Genomic DNA, 16,526 nt, shown 5'->3' on the forward strand with positions numbered 1-16,526 from the left:
AGCTGAAACGACAAGGAACGACCCCATGCGCGCACTTCTCCTGATCACCGGGTTCCTGGCCGCGACTTCGGCCGGTGCGGCCGAGTACAAGGCCGAACCGGTCCCGGTTCCCGAATGGAAAGCCGTCTATGGCCGGGTGGAAGCCCGCGACACCATTCCGGCACGGGCGCGCATCGGGGGCGTTGTCGTCGACCTCATGGTCACCGAAGGCGACAACGTGACCGCCGGGCAGACCATCGCGACCGTGCGCGACGACAAGCTGGATTTCCAGATCGCCGCGCAGGATGCCCGGCTCAGGGCGCTCGCCTCGCAGCTTGAAACCGCCGAATCCGAACTCAAGCGCGCGCAGACACTGGTCGAACGCGGCGTGATGACGCGCCAGCGGCTGGACCAGCTTCAGACCGCCGCCGACGTGGCGCGCAACGAGATTGCGGCCACGCAGGCGCAACGTCAGGTGCTGGAACAGCAGGGCGCGGAGGGTGACGTGCTGGCGCCCGCCGCCGGCCGCGTCCTGACCGTGCCCGTCACCAAGGGTGCGGTGATCATGCCGGGTGAACCGGTGGCGACCATCGGCGGTGGCGGCTTCTTCCTGCGCCTCGCCATCCCCGAGCGCCATGCCCGCTCGCTCATAGCCGGCGCCCAGATCCAGATCGCGGCGGGTGGCCAGGAAACCGCCGGAAAACTCGCCAAGATCTATCCGCAGATCGAAAACGGCCGCGTCATCGCCGATGTCGAGGTGGAGAAACTGCCGACCGACTTCGTCGATGCGCGCATTCTCGTGCAGGTTCCGGTGGGCACGCGCGAGGCGCTGCTCGTTCCTGCAACGGCATTGACCATCCGCTCCGGACTGGAATTCCTTTCCGTCGTGGAAAACGGCGAAGCGGTGGAACGTGCCGTCGTCACCGGCGAGACCGTCCGGCATGACGGCGCACCGCATGTTGAAATCCTGACCGGCCTGGAAGCCGGCGACACGGTAATCGTGCCATGAGCGTTCACAAGACACCGCTGGGGATTGCCGGCGGGCTGACGAAGGCATTCATCGTCTCCCCGCTCACGCCCCTTTTCCTCATCGCCGCCTTCGCCTTCGGCCTGATCGCGCTGATCACGCTGCCGCGCGAGGAAGAGCCGCAGATCTCGGTGCCCATGGTCGACATCATGGTGCCGGCGCACGGGCTCAAGGCGGCCGACGCGGTCAAGCTGATCTCGGAGCCGCTGGAGACGATCGTCAAGGGCATCGACGGCGTCGAGCACGTCTATTCGCAGACGGCCGACGACCGGGTCATGGTCACCGCCCGCTTCCTGACCGGCACCTCGTCGGACACGGCGATCCTGCGCGTGCATGACAAGGTGAAGGCCAATTCGGACCGCATTCCCGTCGGCATCCCCGAGCCGATGATCGTCGGGCGCGGCATCGACGATGTCGCCATCGTGTCGCTGACGCTGTCGCCCGTGCCGCAAGCCGCCGACCGCATCACCGCCAACGACCTGACCCGCGTGGCGCGCGAATTGCGCACCGAACTGGCCAAGATCCAGGATGTCGGCCTGACCTATCTGGTCGGCGAGACCGGCGAGATGATCCGCATCGCGCCCGATCCGGCACGGCTGGCGCTCTATGGCGTCACGCTTCAGCAGCTTGCCGGCAAGGTCCAGGGCGCCAATACATCCTTTCCCATCGGCAATGTGCGCGACACCGGCGAACAGATCACCATCATCGCCGGCGAGACGCTGAACTCGCCCGCCGAGATCGGCAACCTGCTGCTGACCACGCGCGACGACCGTCCGGTCTATGTGCGCGATGTCGCCGACGTGTCCTTCGCCACCGACACGGCCGACCTGATGGTCTCCACCGTCTCGAAGGGCGAGGACGGCATCACGCGGGTGCCTTCGGTAACGCTGGCCATCGCCAAGCGCGCCGGTTCCAACGCAGTGACGGTGGCCGAGCAGATCCTGCACAAGGTTGAAACGCTGGAAGGCACGCTCATTCCGCACGACATGGCGGTGGAGGTGACCCGCGACTATGGCGAGACGGCCAACGAGAAGGCCAACGAACTGCTGTATCACCTGGGTCTTGCGACGGTGTCGATCATCCTGCTGGTGTGGCTGTCCATCGGCCGGCGCGAGGCGCTGGTGGTCGCCATCGTCATTCCGGTGACCATCCTGCTGACGCTGTTCGCCTCGCGGCTGATGGGCTACACGCTGAACCGCGTGTCGCTGTTCGCGCTGATCTTCTCCATCGGCATTCTCGTCGACGACGCCATCGTCGTCATCGAGAATATCGCGCGGCACTGGGGCATGAAGGACGCGCGCGACCGCAAGCAGGCGGCCATCGAGGCGGTGGCAGAGGTGGGCAATCCCACGATCATCGCCACGCTGACCGTCGTGGCCGCGCTGCTGCCCATGCTGTTCGTCTCCGGCATGATGGGCCCCTACATGTCGCCCATTCCGGCCAATGCCTCGGCGGCGATGATCTTCTCCTTCTTCGTTGCCGTGATGGTGACGCCCTGGCTGATGCTGAAATTCGCCGGCAAGGCGCCAGTGCACAGCCATGGCGACCATCATGCCCATGGCGGCGTGCTGGGCTCGATGTACACGGCGGCGGCAAGGCCGATCCTGTGGAGCAAGGCGACGAGCTGGCTGTTCCTGATCGTTGTCGGCATGCTGACGCTCGGCTCGCTGGCGCTGTTCTACACCAAGGACGTGACGGTCAAGCTTCTGCCTTTCGACAACAAGTCGGAACTGTCCGTGGTGATCGACCTGCCGGAAGGCTCGTCGGTGGAAAAGACCGACGCGGTGGCCCAGGCGGTCGCCCGCAGCGTGCTGGAACTGGACGAGGTGAAGTCCGTCCAGACCCATGCCGGCACGGCTTCTCCGTTCAACTTCAACGGGCTGGTACGCCATTACTACCTGCGCTCGGAGCCGCAGATGGGTGACGTGGCGATCAACCTGAAGGGCAAGGACGAGCGGACACGCTCCAGCCACGAGATCGCGCTCGACATCCGCGCGCGCATCGCCGCCATCGACGTGCCGGAAGGCTCCAGCCTGAAGGTGGTGGAACCGCCGCCCGGACCGCCTGTCATGGCGACGCTCCTGGCCGAGATCTACGGACCGGACGCTGAAACGCGGCGCGCCGTGGCGGCCAAGGTCGAGGAAGCCTTCAAGTCGGTCCCGTACGTGGTCGACGTGGACAATTCCTACGGCCAGCAGGCGCGCCGACTGCGCACCACGATCTCCACCGACGACCTCGATTTCTTCAAGGTCCAGGAAGGCGACGTGCTGCAGACACTGTCGATCCTCAATTCCGGCACGACGGTGGGCTATTCCCACAAGGGCGAGGGCCGCCATCCCGTGCCGATCCGCGTGGAACGGCCGAAGGGCGAGCGTGTGCTGGACGAGGCCTTCCTGACCACGCCCATCCCTGCCAACGTGCTGCCCGGCGCGCGCGGCGTCGTGGAACTGGGCGATGTCATCCAGGTGGAAGAAGAAAAAGCATCCTACCCGATCTTCCGCCACAACGGACGGTTCGCGGAAATGGTGACGGCGGAACTGGCCGGCGATTTCGAGGCGCCGCTCTACGGCATGCTTGCCGTGCAGGAGGCCATCGACGCGCAGGACTGGACCGGGCTGGAGAAACCCGTGATCTCGCTTCACGGCCAGCCAGAGGACGAGACGAAGCCCGTGCTGCTGTGGGATGGCGAATGGGAGGTCACATGGGTGACCTTCCGCGACATGGGCGCGGCCTTCATCGTCGCCTTGCTGGGCATCTACATCCTCGTCGTCGGGCAGTTCGGCTCGTTCAAGGTGCCGCTGGTCATCCTGACGCCGATCCCGCTGACCTTCATCGGCATCCTGGGCGGCCACTGGCTGTTCGGCGCGCCGTTCTCGGCAACCTCTATGATCGGCTTCATCGCGCTGGCGGGCATCATCGTGCGCAACTCGATCCTGCTGGTGGATTTCATCCGGCATGCGCCGCGCGAGGTACCGGTCGGCGGCGAGGAGCATGTCGCGGAGACCGAAATGGCCATCGTCGCGGCAGACGAAGACCAGCCTGACGTCGCGCCCGGCACGCCGATGCGCAAGCGCGACCTGACCGAGATCCTGATCGAGGCCGGCGCCATCCGCTTCAAGCCGATCCTGCTGACGGCACTGGCGGCCATGATCGGCGCGGCGGTGATCCTGACCGACCCGATCTTCCAGGGCCTGGCGATCTCGCTGCTGTTCGGCCTGGCGTCGTCAACCCTGCTGACGGTTCTCGTCATCCCGGCGATCTACCGGGTGCTGCGCACCTGACAGGCGCCAGCCTCACAAGCGCAGAGGCCGCGGTTTCCCGACGGAGACCGCGGCCTTTCACTTCTCCAGTGCCGCCATCAATCGATGCGCCGGCCGGTCTTGCTGTCGAAGAGGTGAACGGCGTCCGGTGGCACAGACAGGCGCAGGCGTGTCCCTGCCTCCAGCCGGTGGACCCCGGGAAGGCTGGCCGTAAAGTCCTCATCCGTTCCGGTCAGCTTGCCATGGAGCAGGGTGGTGGCGCCAAGCGGTTCGGCAATGTCCACCGTCATGTCCAGCGGCCCGTCATCGCCCGCATGGAGATTCTCGGGCCGGATGCCCACCGAAGCCGGGCCTTCATGGTGCGTGGCGCAGGCGATCTCCGCCCCGCCCGGCAAGACCGCCCTGCCCGCGCGCAGCGTGCCGGAAACGATGTTCATCGCCGGGCTGCCGATGAACTGGGCGGCGAACAGCGTGGCGGGACGCTCATAGACCTCCAGCGGCGTGCCGATCTGTTCGGCGCGGCCGGCATTCATCACGATCATGCGGTCGGCCATGGTCATGGCTTCCACTTGGTCGTGGGTGACATAGAGGGCCGTGACGCCGAGCTTGGCCTGCAACTGGCGGATTTCCAGGCGCATCTGCACGCGCAGCTTGGCATCGAGGTTGGACAGCGGCTCGTCGAACAGGAACACCGACGGTTCACGCACGATGGCACGGCCCATGGCCACGCGCTGGCGCTGCCCGCCGGACAGTTGCTTCGGCTTGCGGTCCAGATAGGGTTCAAGCTGCAGCAGGCGGGCGGCATCGGCCACCTTGCGCTCGATTTCGGCCTTGTCCATGCCGGCGATCTTCAGGCTGTAGGCCATGTTCTGGCGCACCGACATGTGCGGATAGAGCGCGTAGTTCTGGAACACCATGGCGATGTCCCGGTCCATCGGTTCCTTCTCGTTGACCCGCTCGCCATCGATCTCGACGACGCCCTCCGACACGGTTTCAAGGCCCGCGACCATGCGCAGCAGCGTGGACTTGCCGCAGCCGGACGGGCCGACGATGACGATGAATTCGCCGTCCGCGATATCGGCGCTGACGCCGTGGATGACCTCGGTCGGGCCGAAACGCTTCTTCACATTCTTCAGGCTGACGGTCGCCATCGTCACTTCTCGCTTTCGACAAGGCCGCGGATGAACAGTTTCTGCATCGACACCACGACGAAGACCGGCGGAATCATCGCCAGGATGGAGGTTGCCATGATGACCGGCCAGTCGGCGGTGTCGTCGCCGGAGGGGAACATCTGCTTGATGCCCATGACGATGGTGTTCATCGACGGATCGGTGGTGATGAGCAGCGGCCAGAGATACTGGTTCCAGCCGTAGATGAAGAGGATGACAAACAATGCCGCGATGTTGGTGCGGCTCATGGGCACGACGATGTCGATGAAGAAGCGCATGGGCCGGGCGCCATCCACACGCGCCGCCTCGGCCAGTTCGTCAGGGATGGTCAGGAAGAATTGCCGGAACAGGAAGGTCGCCGTGGCCGAGGCGATGAGCGGAAAGATCAGGCCGGAATAGGAATTGAGCATGCCGAAGCCCGCGATCACCTCGTAGGTCGGCACGATGCGCACCTCGACGGGCAGCATCAGCGTCAGGAAGATCATCCAGAAGAAGGCGTTGCGGAAGGGGAAGCGGAAATAGACGATGGCAAAGGCCGAAAGCAGCGAGATGACGATCTTGCCGACAGCAATGCCCACCGCCATGACGAGCGAGTTGAGCATCATGGTCGCGACCGGCACGTTGACGCCGGAAAAGAGCGCGCGGCTGTAGTTTTCCCAGAAATGCGGCCCGGGCAGCACCGGCATGGGCGGACTGACGATTTCCGGCTGGGTCACGGTGGAGGCCACGAAGGCGAGCCAGATGGGAAAGAAGACGACAAGGATGCCGAGGACCATCAGCACATGGCTCAGCCAGAGCGCGTGACCGCGTTTCTCGACCATGCCGCCTGTATCGCTTGAGGGTGTGCGCGCCATCAGTAATGCACCCTTCGCTCGATGAAACGGAACTGGATCACGGTCAGCGCGCCGACGACGACCAGGAGGATGACGGACTGGGCGGCGGAGGAGCCGAGATCCTGGCCGACAAAACCGTCGGCATAGACCTTGTAGACCAGGATGGTGGTCGCCTGCTGCGGGCCGCCGGAGGTGATGGTGTGAATGACGCCGAAGGTCTCGAAGAAGGCATAGACGATGTTGACGACCAGCAGGAAGAAGGTGGTCGGCGACAGCATGGGGAGCACGATGGTGAAGAAGCGGCGCCAGAAGCGCGCGCCGTCGATGGCCGCCGCCTCGATAAGCGAGCGCGGAACGGCCTGCAGCGCGGCATAGAAGAACAGGAAATTGTAGCTGATCCGCCCCCAGGCGGAGGCGACGACGACAAGGCCCATGGCCTCATTGGGATTGAGCACATGGTTCCAGTCGTAGCCGAGCTGGCCCAGATACCAGGAGACGACGCCGACCCGGGTGTTGAACATGAACAGCCAGAGCACGCCGGCAACCGCCGGGGCAACGGCATAGGGCCAGATCAGGAGCGTGCGATAGGTGCCCGACCCCTTGACCAGCCGGTCTGCGAGCACGGCGAGGAACAGCGCCGGAACCATGGAGACCAGCGTGACGAGCGTGGAGAAGATCGCGGTGGTGACGAAGGAGGACCGGTAGTAAGGGTCCGACAAGAGGAATTCGAAATTGCCCAGGCCGACGAATTGCGACGACAGGCCGAAGGGATCGGGGATGAACATCGACTGCCAGATGGCCTGGCCGGCGGGATAGAAGAAGAAGACCGCCGAGATCAGCGCCTGCGGAAAGACAAGGGCGAGCGGCAGCAACCAGCCCTTGAACGTCACCCGTTTTTCCATGCCATGCCCCTCGCCTGCCAATGACGGAACCGGCGGCGGTTGATCCGCCGCCGGTGCCTTTCGGAAAGCCGCCTAGCGGTTTGCCTGCTCGAAGCGGCGCAGAAGCTGGTTGCCGCGCTCGACGGCGGTGTTCAGCGCTTCCTCGGCCGACTTGTTGCCGGACCACACCGCTTCCAGTTCCTCGTCGATGATGGTGCGGATCTGGTCGAAGGAACCGAGGCGCAGACCCTTGGAATTGGCGGTCGGCTCCTTTGCGGTCATCTGGATGACGGCGATGTCGGTGCCCGGATTGGCCTCGTAGAAGCCGTCCGCACGCGTCTTGTCGCCGGCTGCCTTCGTGATCGGCAGGTAGCCGGTGTCCTGGTGCCACTTGGCCTGGACGTCGGTGGAGGAGAGGAAGTTCAGGAACTCCGCCACGCCCTTGTATTCATCGGCTTCATGACCGGTCATGACCCAGAGCGACGCGCCGCCGATGATGGTGTTCTGCGGCGCGCCTTCCACGCCTTCCCAATAGGGAAGCGGGCGCACGCCGAAATCGAACTTGGCTTCCGACTTGATGCCGGCATATCCGGCCGAACTCTCGGTGAAGAGCGCGCATTCGCCGGCGCGGAAATTCGCGCCACCCTCGTTGCGGCGGCCGGCATAGATGAACTTGCCGTCCTTCGCCCAGTCGCCCATCGTCTGGATGTGCTTGACCTGCAGGGGCCCGTTGAAAGCCAGTTCGGTGTCAAAACCGGCAAAGCCGTTTTCCTTCGTGGCGAAGGGAACATCATGATAGGCGGACAGGTTTTCCAGGTGAATCCAGCTCTGCCAGGCGGTGGTCATGGGGCAGGTGGAGCCCGATGCCTTGACCTTGTCGAGCACCTCGCCGACCTTTTCCCAGGTCGAAAGGTCGACGTCCGGATCCACGCCCGCGGCCTTCAGCGCATCCCTGTTGACCCAGAGGACCGGCGTCGAGGAATTGAAGGGCAGCGACAGCATCCTGCCATCGGAGGTGGTGTAGTAGCCCTTGACCGAGCCGATATAGGCATCGGGATCGAAGGTGGCGCCGGCTTCCTCCATGACCTCGTAGACCGGCTTGACGGCGCCCTTGGCGCCCATCATCGTGGCGGTACCCACCTCGAACACCATCAGGATGTGCGGCTGCTCGCCTGCGCGGAAGGCCGCGATGCCGGCGTTCAGGGTTTCGGAATAATTGCCCTTGTGGGAGGCGACCACCTTGTAGGCGTCCTGGCTGGTATTGAACTGCTCGACCTGCGCGGCGACGAGATCGCCGAGGCGGCCGGTGAAGGCGTGCCAGAACTGGATTTCCGTTTCGGCCAGCGCGGCGGCCGGCGACAACAGGACGGTAGCGGCGGACAAGGCGCCAAGGACAGTTCGTTTCATGAAGCGTCTCCCTTTGGATGTGCATTCGCCACGCTTTGCGCGGTCGCTCTTCCCATGCGCGAGAAATGCTACAGGCATATGATAGCCATCGCTCAAAAACAGAGCAGGCGGCAATTTCTCGCCGGCTAAGCTACTCCGCGATGCATGGATGGATCAATGCCTGCGCGCCAGATGTTGCAGGAAAGCGGCGATGGCGGGCGGGCGCAATTCCTGTTGCGATGCGACGGCGCCAACGATCTGGGCGCCTTCAGGGCTGGTCAGCGGGATGGCGCGGATGCCGCCGCCCCCGGTGAACATGGCGGCGATCCTTTCGGGCAGGATGCCCGACCACGGGCCGGCGGCGACATGGGCAACCAGGGCGATGATCGAATCGGTCTCCAGCACGGCACGGATCTCGGCACCGGCCATGTCGAGATGGCGGTTGACGATGCGCCGGTTCTGCATGTCCGGCGTCAGCAGGCAGAGCGGCTGCCCGTCCAGTTCGGCCCAGGCAATGCGGTCTCGATCCGGGAAAGCCTGCGCATCAGCCGTGACGAAACAATAACGCTCTTCATAGAGCGGGACCGACACCACGTCGCCCAGCGGCTCGTTGTCCAGGTAGGTGATTCCGATATCGGCCTCCAGATGGCTGACCATGTGCAGGATCTCGGCCGAGGTGCGGGACAGGACGGTGAAGCTGACCGCCGGATGGGCGCGGCTGAATTCCGTCGTCAGGCCGGCCATGGTCGCCAGTGCGGTGGGGATGACCGCAAGCCGGATCTTGCCGGCAATGCCCGTGCGGGCCGCGCGCATCTCCTCGCTCATGGCGCGGCAGTCGGCGACGATCCGGCGCGCCCATTCCAGCACGCGCTCACCTTCCGGCGTCAGGCTCTGGTAGCGCGCACCGCGCTTGACGAGCGGCACGCCAAGCTGGCTCTCCAGTTGCTTGATCGCGGAGGAGAGCGTCGGCTGGGAAATGTTGGCCGCCTCGGCGGCGCGGCCGAAATGACGTTCACGGGCAAGGAGCATGAACAGTTCGAGCTTGTCGATCATGGGCGCCGGGTTCCCTCGTTCATGCCATCGGGGCGGCCTCAGCCTTCCCCGTCCGCCCAAGGGCCATGGCGCACACCCTCGCGGCCTTCGACATGGAAACCGTGACGGCCGAAATAGTCCCGCTGGCCCTGGATCAGGTTGGCCGTCGAACGCGCCTGGCGCAACTGGTCGAACCAGGCAAGACCGGCACCCAGGCTCGGAACCGGATGGCCGTTGGACACCGCCGCGCCAACGACCGCACGCAGGCTGTCCGCCGTGCCGGTCAGAAGGTCCGCGAAGCGCGGGGCGAAGACGAGGTTTTCCGGCCGTTCCTCCAGCGCGGTCGCCATGTCGTCCAGCATGGCGGAGCGGATGATGCAGCCGGCACGCCAGACGCGGGCAATGTCGGCCATGGGCAGCGCCCAGCCGTAATCGGCCGCGGCGCGGTCGAGCATGGCGAAGCCCTGCGCATAGCACAGGATCTTGCCGGCGATCAGCGCCCTTTCCAGTTCTTCCGTCCGGGCCTCGCCCGGGAAGGGACGGGCGGCGCGGCCGAACCGGTCCTCGCCGGACCGGCGAAGCGCGGCCGCGGCGGACATGTTGCGCGCGGCCACGGCGCCCTCGATCACCGGCACCGGCGTGCCCAGGTGCTGGGCTTCGATCACCGTCCAGCGGCCGGTGCCTTTCTGGCCGGCCTGGTCGACGATCACGTCGAGCAGTGGCGCGCCGGACTCCGGATCGGACGCCCGGGCGACATGGGCGGTGATTTCGACGAGATAGGATCGCAACGGTCCTTCATTCCACCGGGCGAACAGACCGGCCACCTGCCCGGCATTCCAGCCGTGACCGTCGCGCAGCAATCCGTAAATCTCGGCGATCATCTGCATGTCGGCATATTCGATGCCGTTGTGGACCATCTTGACGAAATGTCCCGCACCCCCCTCGCCCATGAAGCCTGCGCAGGGCGTGCCGTCGGTATGCCTGGCGGCGATAGCCATGAAGATTGCGGCGGCCTCGTCCCACACGGCCCTGTCGCCGCCGGCCATCATCGAGGGGCCATGGCGCGCGCCCTCCTCGCCGCCCGAAACGCCGACGCCCAGGAAGCGCCATGGCTTCGTTTCCGCCATGGCGGCCCGGCGGTTGGTATCGGCGAAGTTGGCGTTGCCGCAATCGATGATGATGTCGCCCTCGCCGAGCATCGGTTCGAGGATGGCGATCTGCTCGTCCACCGGCGCACCGGCCGGGACCATGAGGATGATCTTGCGCGGGCGGGCGATGGACGCGACGAAGGCCTCCAGATCGGTCGAGGGCACGATCCGGGAGGCCAAGGCGCCGGCGCCGGCCACGAATTCGCCGGTGCGCGCGGCGGTCCGGTTGAACACCGCGATGCGATGTCCCTTTTCGGCGATGTTCAGCGCGAGCGCCGCGCCCATGGTTCCCAGGCCGATCAGGCCGATTTCTGCGGTGTCGTTCATCGGGCGCGTCTCTTGTCTTTTTGATCGTGACGGAATGTCTCCGTCGCGGCGTTCGTGCCGCCATTGAAGGTCTGATACCATCATCGGCGCGCCGACGGTAGGCGCGTGACCACGGCGCCATGGGATGACAAAGCCGGCCGAATTGACGTCGTGGCGCGGAGCCGGTAGATCGCCAAGGCAGCGTGAGGGCGCGCCCGCGCGCCCCCGGCGGCCGCATTCACGGGCTTCGGCCCTGCCTCTCGCTACAAGGAAAGCCGATACCCGTGGACAGGAAAATCGTCATCATGGGCGTGGCCGGCAGCGGCAAGACCACAGTGGGCGAGATGCTCGCCGCGGCGACCGGTTTTCCGTTCATCGACGGGGACAGCCTTCATCCCCCGGCCAATATCGGCAAGATGTCGCGTGGCATCCCGCTTTCCGACGACGACCGCTGGCCCTGGCTCGATGCCGTCGGAGGAACGCTGCGCGATACTGCCGGGCCGGTCATCATCGGCTGTTCGGCGCTGAAGAAAGCCTATCGCGACCGAATCCGGGCCGCTTCCGGCAAGGACACGCTGTTCGTTCATCTCGCGGGAAGCCGCGCGCTGATCGGCGAGCGGATGCGCGCCCGCCAAGGCCACTTCATGCCGGAATCGCTGCTCGACAGCCAGTTCGCCGCGCTGGAGCCGCCGCAACCGGACGAAAACGCCATCACGGTGGACATTGCCGCGCCGCTCGAGGCCACGATTGCAGGCCTTGCCCGGCAACTGGCCGGCTGAAGCGCTCCGGCCTCTCCGCGTCAGACCACGAGGATGGCACGGAAGTCGTTGACATTGGTGCCGGTCGGACCGGGAACGAAGAGGTCGTCCAGCGCATGGAAGGCCGACCAGGCATCGTTGGCGTCCAGCATGGCCCGGGGATCGAGGCCGAGATCACGCAGCCGCGCCATCGAATTGCCGGAACAGAAGGCGCCCGCATTGTCCTGCGAACCGTCGATGCCGTCGGTATCGGCCGCAAGGGCGAAAATGCCGTCCACGCCTTCGATCGCCTGGGCAAAGGACAGCAGGAATTCGCTGTTGCGGCCGCCCTTGCCCTTGCCGCGAAGGGTGACGGTCGTCTCGCCGCCGGACAGGATGAAGACCGGCTTCTCGAAGGGGCGGTTGCGCAAGGCCACCTCGCGGGCCAGCGCCGCATGGAAAAGGCCGGCCTCGCGGGCCTCGCCCTCGATGGCATCGGAGAGGATGACGGCTTCGAAGCCGTGCGACCGCGCCCTTTCGGCGGCTGCTTCGAGGGATACGCCGGCCGAGGCTATCACCCTGACCTCGTCGTCACGGAAATCCGGATCACCCGGATCGGGGCAGGCCGACGCGTCGCTTGCAATGAAATCCACCACGCCGGCGGGAAGCGCGAGACGGTAACGTTCGATGATCCGCAGGGCCTCTTCCCGTCCGCTCCTGTCCGGGACGGTGGGGCCGGAAGCCACCTGAGCGGGATCGTCGCCCGGAATGTCGGAGACGACAAGCGAAACGCATCTGGCCGGCGCGGCGGCCTTGGCCAGCCGTCCGCCCTTGATGCGCGAGAAATGCTTGCGCACCGCGTTCATGGCGGTGATCGGCGCACCGCATTCGAGCAGGGCCCGGTTCAGCGCGATCTCGTCGTCCAGCGAGAAACCCTCGGGCGGGGCGGGCAGGAGGGCGGAACCGCCGCCGCACACCAGCGCGATGACCAGGTCGTCGGGCGTCAGCCCTTGCACTTCGCGCATAAGGCGGGCCGATGCTTCCAGCCCGGCTTCGTCGGGCACCGGATGGGCGGCTTCGAGCACATCGATGCGCTCGCAGGGCACGGCATAGCCGTAGCGCGTCACAACCGCGCCTGACAGCGGTCCGTCCCAGGCCCTTTCAAGCGCGGCGGCAAGCTGCGCGGCGCCCTTGCCGGCGCCGACGACCACGGTCCGGGCGCGCGGCGCGGCGGGCAGGTTGCCCGGCACGACGAGGGCCGGATCGGCGGCGGCCACGGCTGCGTCAAAGAGCGAGGTCAGGAAGGCTTTCGGATTTTCCAAGGCGCCGGCACCGTTTTCGCATTGTTCGGGACCGGCAGGTTAGACCATTTCGCCGCCCCGGTGGAGCGGCGAAGCAAAATCCGCTGGCGCGTGTTCCTCTCAGTGCCTTGCGGGCTTGTCCTGCAGGCCGTAGCTGGAAAAGCCGGCCATGGTCTCGGCGATCTGCTCGTCTGTGAGGACCACCGGGCCGCCGATCTGCAATGCCTGCCAGTAGAGCCGCGCCAGCATTTCCAGTTCGACGGCCAGCCACATTGCCTTTTCCAGCGACGGGCCGACAGCGATCATGCCGTGATTGGCCAGCAGGCAGCCATTGCGCCCTTCCAGCGCCTTCACCGCCTCATCCGACAATTCCTTGGTGCCATAGCGGGCATAGCCGGAGCAGCGGATGGTGGACCCGCCGAAAGCGGCGATCATGTAATGGCCGGCCGGGATTTCCCTGCGCGCCAGCGCCAGCGTCGTGCAATAGGGCGCATGGGTGTGCACGATGGCGTTGACGTCGGGCCTGGCACGCATGATGTCGAGGTGGAATCGCCATTCGGTCGAAGGCTTGAGCGGACCGTCCCAGCTTCCGTAATCGCGCTCCAGCGGCATGGCCGCGATCATGTCGGGCGTCATGTCCTCATAGGGCGTGGCGCTTGGCGTGATCAGCATGTGATCGTCGCGTCGCACGGAAATATTGCCGGCGGTGCCGTGGTTCAGGCCGCTGGCATTCATGCCCAGGCAATGGTCGATGATCGACTGGCGGATGGCAGTGTCTTCGTCGGAATGCGTCATGTTTTCCTGTTTCCGTATTTCCTGCGTCCCGGCCGGTCCGGCCGGGACAAGGCGTGCAGACGAACCTTCGTCAGGTCCGGTGATAGGTATCGAGCGCCACATGCAACGGCTCGCCCCGCGTGACCGCGGCGACGATGGCATTGGCAAGCGGCACCTGTGCGGCAGGCAAGATGCCGGCGCGGTCGAGCGCGGCGAGCGGTGCCTTGAGCGAGGCAGCGACCAGCGTGCCCTCCACCGTCTCGCCCTTCAGCGGGCCATCCATGGCCTCCGCATAGGTCAGTCCCTCGCCGAGCAGCCGGCCAAGCCGGCTGTTGCGGCCGGCCTGCGTCGTGACATGCAGGTCGCCAAGGCCGGCAAGGCCAAAGGCCGTGGCCGGATCGCCGCCGGACACGGCGACGATGCGGGCCAGTTCCGTGACCGCCTGGTTGAACAGGCTTGCCGTCTCGTTGTTCAGCCCGGCGCCATTGGCCGCCGGTTGCGACGCCAGGCGGCCGGACGGGACCGACACGCCGATGGCGTAGAAATTCTTCAGCGCCGCGCAGATTTCCAGCCCCGCCAGATCGCCGCCATGGGCGAGGTGATAGTAGTCCGTCGACATGGCGCCCGCCCACATGGCGGCGAGCGCCGCATCCGTGAAGCCGACAATGGCAGAGGTTTGCCGGCGAACGGCCAGTTCGCCCGCGATACACGGACCGCCAACCGCACCGACCGGGCCATGCGCGACACCCATGCGTTCCAGTTCCCGGCAGACCAGTTCGGGCAGGGTTTCCACCCGGTCCGCGGTCCCGGCGATGCCCTTGGTGAGCAGCAGGACGGGCGGCGTGCCGGTCATGGCCCCGGCCAGGCGGTCGATGGCCCAGCCGATACCGGGCGTGGACACGCCCACGACGACAAGATCGGGCGGCCGTGCCAGGGTGGCAGCCAGTTCGCTGACCGGCAGAGGCGTGACGTTCTCACCGATCTCCGCCTTGAGCCGGGGGTGGACGCGGGTCGCCTGCATGGCGGCGACGAGATCCCCGTCGAGATGGGTGCCGACGAGGTCGACCGTCATGCCATTGTCGGAGAGCGGCGTCGCGAAGGCCGTCCCCATGACACCGGCGCCGAGGATGACGACCCGTGTCACGCGCCGGCTCCCACGAAGCGGTCAAGGCCCGCATAAACCGGCTTCAGCCGTTCGTAGAGACCTTCGTAGACGCCATAGAGTTCGTCATAACGCGCCCGGGCGACAGGGTCCGGATCGGACACGGCAACGATCTTCCCGGTCATCGCGGCGGCGGCTTCCCGGAAATCCGGATACCAGCCCGCAGCCACCGCCGCGCAGATGGCCGCGCCGAGCGACGAGGCCTCGACGGTCTCGGACCGCTGGACGCTCTTGCCGGTGACATCGGCGAAAATCTGCCTCCACAGGGTGGAAGCCGCGCCGCCGCCAATGGCGACGTAGCGCTCCACCTTCTGCCCGAGGGCGTCTTCGGCGGCCGAGGCGGACAGGCGCAGTTCCAGTGCGAGGCCCTCCATCAGCGCGCGGAACATGTGGGCGCGGGAATGGGCGCCGGACAGGCCCACATAGACGCCCCGCGCCGCGGAGTCCCAGTAAGGCGACATCACCCCCTGCCAGTAGGGCACCATGAGCAGGCCCTGGGAGCCGATGGGGATGTCGGCGCATTCGCGCTCCAGGCGTGCCAGGATTTCGCCCGGCGTTCCGGATTCGCCGGCGCACAGCGTGTCGAGAAACCAGTTCACGGTGAAGGTGCCGGCGCGCACGCAGGCCTCGTAATAGTAGCCCTCGCCGGTCGGGCCGCCCATGGTGCGCCAGGCCGGCCGGTTGAGGAAGGCCTTGCCGTATATGCCGGATACCAGTGCCGTGCCGATGTTCAGGTAGGCGGTGTCCGGCGTCAGCGCGGCGCATCCGAGCCCGGCAAGCTGGCCGTCGCCGCCACCGGCGACGACGGGCGTGCCTTCCGGCAGGCCGGTTTCGGCCGCGACCGCCTTGCCGATGAAGCCGAGCACCGTGCCGGGACGTTCGGGTTGCGGCAGGCGGTCAGCGTCGACGCCGGCGGCCGCCATGATCTGCGGCGACCATCGTTTTGCCTCCAGGTCGAACAGGCCGAGCGGATCGGCGCTTGCCCAGCTCGTCGCCCAGCGGCCGGTCAGGCGGAAGGTGAGGTAACCGTGGACATCGGAAAAGACATCGGTTGCGGCATGCAGGTCCGGTTCGTTGCGCAGCATCCAGTAGATGCGGTTGACCGCCGGGATCACGTCCACGGGCTTGCCGGAGATGCGGTGGATGGCGGGCGTTCCGTCCGGGTCGGCGCCAAGCGCGGAAGCCAGTTCGTCGACCAGCGGGCGGGCGCGGTCGTCCAGCCAGACCATGGCCGGGCGCACGGGCGATCCGTCGCGGCGGAAGATGCCGAGCGTCTCGCGCTGGTTGCTGACGGCCACGGCCTTGATGCGCGCGGGATCGACCGCGGCCGTGACCTGTGCCAGCGCGGTCCTGGTCGAGGACCACCAATCACCCGGATCCTGCTCGTAATGATTGGGCCGCGGACTGAACAGCCGGATTTCCGCCCGGCCCTCGGCCACCGCCTTGCCATCCGGCGTCCAGGCGATGGCCTTCGTGGCCGTTGTCGAGGAATCGATACCGACGACAAGATCGCTCATGACATTTGCCCTTC

At 66.2% G+C, this 16,526-nt stretch carries 13 protein-coding genes; 3 read left to right on the forward strand and 10 right to left on the reverse strand.

The genetic code is table 11. From position 1 onward, the window contains the following. The first annotated feature begins 25 nt into the window (after positions 1-25). Together ACLB6G_RS02060 and ACLB6G_RS02065 are read left to right on the forward strand one after the other, a co-directional pair. The gene (locus ACLB6G_RS02060) at positions 26-988 is read left to right on the forward strand and encodes an efflux RND transporter periplasmic adaptor subunit (protein WP_410354443.1); all 963 of its coding nucleotides are present in this window, start codon (positions 26-28) and stop codon (positions 986-988) included. Further along, on the forward strand, positions 985-4,287 hold the full coding sequence (locus tag ACLB6G_RS02065; RefSeq protein ID WP_410354444.1) for an efflux RND transporter permease subunit: 3,303 nt from the start codon (positions 985-987) through the stop codon (positions 4,285-4,287). Before ACLB6G_RS02060 ends, ACLB6G_RS02065 begins: the two co-directional genes overlap by 4 nt. A gap of 77 nt (positions 4,288-4,364) precedes the next feature. Here the strand turns inward: ACLB6G_RS02065 and ACLB6G_RS02070 are convergent, their stop codons facing one another. The 6 genes from ACLB6G_RS02070 to gndA form a co-directional block, all read right to left on the reverse strand. After that, on the reverse strand, positions 4,365-5,417 hold the full coding sequence (locus ACLB6G_RS02070) for a sn-glycerol-3-phosphate import ATP-binding protein UgpC (RefSeq protein WP_410354445.1): 1,053 nt from the start codon (positions 5,415-5,417) through the stop codon (positions 4,365-4,367). Positions 5,418-5,419: 2 nt separating this feature from the next. After that, positions 5,420-6,256 carry a sn-glycerol-3-phosphate ABC transporter permease UgpE gene (gene ugpE / locus ACLB6G_RS02075; RefSeq protein ID WP_410355150.1) on the reverse strand — a complete coding sequence of 279 codons (837 nt, stop codon included), beginning with the start codon at positions 6,254-6,256 and terminating at the stop codon, positions 5,420-5,422. 32 nt (positions 6,257-6,288) lie between these two features. Further along, positions 6,289-7,170 (reverse strand): sn-glycerol-3-phosphate ABC transporter permease UgpA, encoded by an 882-nt coding sequence (ugpA, locus tag ACLB6G_RS02080; RefSeq protein ID WP_410354446.1) that lies wholly within the window; start codon positions 7,168-7,170, stop codon positions 6,289-6,291. 72 nt (positions 7,171-7,242) lie between these two features. Then, positions 7,243-8,556: a sn-glycerol-3-phosphate ABC transporter substrate-binding protein UgpB gene (ugpB, locus tag ACLB6G_RS02085; RefSeq protein ID WP_410354447.1), complete on the reverse strand. Its 1,314-nt coding sequence runs from the start codon at positions 8,554-8,556 to the stop codon at positions 7,243-7,245. A gap of 153 nt (positions 8,557-8,709) precedes the next feature. Continuing rightward, the gene (locus tag ACLB6G_RS02090; RefSeq protein ID WP_410354448.1) at positions 8,710-9,588 is read right to left on the reverse strand and encodes a LysR family transcriptional regulator; all 879 of its coding nucleotides are present in this window, start codon (positions 9,586-9,588) and stop codon (positions 8,710-8,712) included. A 38-nt stretch (positions 9,589-9,626) separates the two neighbouring features. After that, entirely contained in the window at positions 9,627-11,042 is a 1,416-nt protein-coding gene (gndA, locus tag ACLB6G_RS02095) for an NADP-dependent phosphogluconate dehydrogenase (protein ID WP_410354449.1), read from the reverse strand. Positions 11,043-11,326: 284 nt separating this feature from the next. Between gndA and ACLB6G_RS02100 the strand changes: the two genes are divergently transcribed. Next, positions 11,327-11,800: a gluconokinase gene (locus ACLB6G_RS02100; protein ID WP_410355151.1), complete on the forward strand. Its 474-nt coding sequence runs from the start codon at positions 11,327-11,329 to the stop codon at positions 11,798-11,800. Positions 11,801-11,820: 20 nt separating this feature from the next. Here ACLB6G_RS02100 and ACLB6G_RS02105 read toward each other — a convergent pair whose 3' ends face one another. From ACLB6G_RS02105 to ACLB6G_RS02120, 4 genes are all read right to left on the reverse strand, one after another. Continuing rightward, positions 11,821-13,080 carry a glycerate kinase type-2 family protein gene (locus tag ACLB6G_RS02105; protein WP_410354450.1) on the reverse strand — a complete coding sequence of 420 codons (1,260 nt, stop codon included), beginning with the start codon at positions 13,078-13,080 and terminating at the stop codon, positions 11,821-11,823. A 99-nt stretch (positions 13,081-13,179) separates the two neighbouring features. After that, complete coding sequence (locus ACLB6G_RS02110) at positions 13,180-13,854, reverse strand: class II aldolase/adducin family protein (RefSeq protein WP_410354451.1); 675 nt, start codon at positions 13,852-13,854, stop codon at positions 13,180-13,182. Positions 13,855-13,924: 70 nt separating this feature from the next. Beyond that, positions 13,925-14,977, reverse strand: a complete 1,053-nt coding sequence (locus tag ACLB6G_RS02115; RefSeq protein WP_410354452.1) for a glycerol-3-phosphate dehydrogenase — start codon at positions 14,975-14,977, stop codon at positions 13,925-13,927. Continuing rightward, positions 14,974-16,512, reverse strand: a complete 1,539-nt coding sequence (locus ACLB6G_RS02120; protein WP_410354453.1) for a xylulokinase — start codon at positions 16,510-16,512, stop codon at positions 14,974-14,976. Before ACLB6G_RS02120 ends, ACLB6G_RS02115 begins: the two co-directional genes overlap by 4 nt. Between the last annotated feature and the right edge of the window lie 14 nt (positions 16,513-16,526).

Origin of the sequence: Zhengella sedimenti (genome assembly GCF_046506625.1) — a bacterium.
Lineage (GTDB): Bacteria > Pseudomonadota > Alphaproteobacteria > Rhizobiales > Rhizobiaceae > Zhengella > Zhengella sedimenti.

What these genes read in the sequence shown, in the direction of transcription:
- ACLB6G_RS02100 (WP_410355151.1), top strand. Translation starts at nt 11,327, where the DNA reads ATGGGCGTGGCCGGCAGCGGCAAGACCACAGTGGGCGAGATGCTCGCC.
- ugpE (WP_410355150.1), bottom strand. Translation starts at nt 6,256, where the DNA reads ATGGTCGAGAAACGCGGTCACGCGCTCTGGCTGAGCCATGTGCTGATG.
- ACLB6G_RS02090 (WP_410354448.1), bottom strand. Translation starts at nt 9,588, where the DNA reads ATGATCGACAAGCTCGAACTGTTCATGCTCCTTGCCCGTGAACGTCAT.
- ACLB6G_RS02110 (WP_410354451.1), bottom strand. Translation starts at nt 13,854, where the DNA reads ATGACGCATTCCGACGAAGACACTGCCATCCGCCAGTCGATCATCGAC.
- ugpA (WP_410354446.1), bottom strand. Translation starts at nt 7,170, where the DNA reads ATGGAAAAACGGGTGACGTTCAAGGGCTGGTTGCTGCCGCTCGCCCTT.
- ACLB6G_RS02120 (WP_410354453.1), bottom strand. Translation starts at nt 16,512, where the DNA reads ATGAGCGATCTTGTCGTCGGTATCGATTCCTCGACAACGGCCACGAAG.
- ACLB6G_RS02070 (WP_410354445.1), bottom strand. Translation starts at nt 5,417, where the DNA reads ATGGCGACCGTCAGCCTGAAGAATGTGAAGAAGCGTTTCGGCCCGACC.
- gndA (WP_410354449.1), bottom strand. Translation starts at nt 11,042, where the DNA reads ATGAACGACACCGCAGAAATCGGCCTGATCGGCCTGGGAACCATGGGC.
- ACLB6G_RS02065 (WP_410354444.1), top strand. Translation starts at nt 985, where the DNA reads ATGAGCGTTCACAAGACACCGCTGGGGATTGCCGGCGGGCTGACGAAG.
- ACLB6G_RS02060 (WP_410354443.1), top strand. Translation starts at nt 26, where the DNA reads ATGCGCGCACTTCTCCTGATCACCGGGTTCCTGGCCGCGACTTCGGCC.
- ugpB (WP_410354447.1), bottom strand. Translation starts at nt 8,556, where the DNA reads ATGAAACGAACTGTCCTTGGCGCCTTGTCCGCCGCTACCGTCCTGTTG.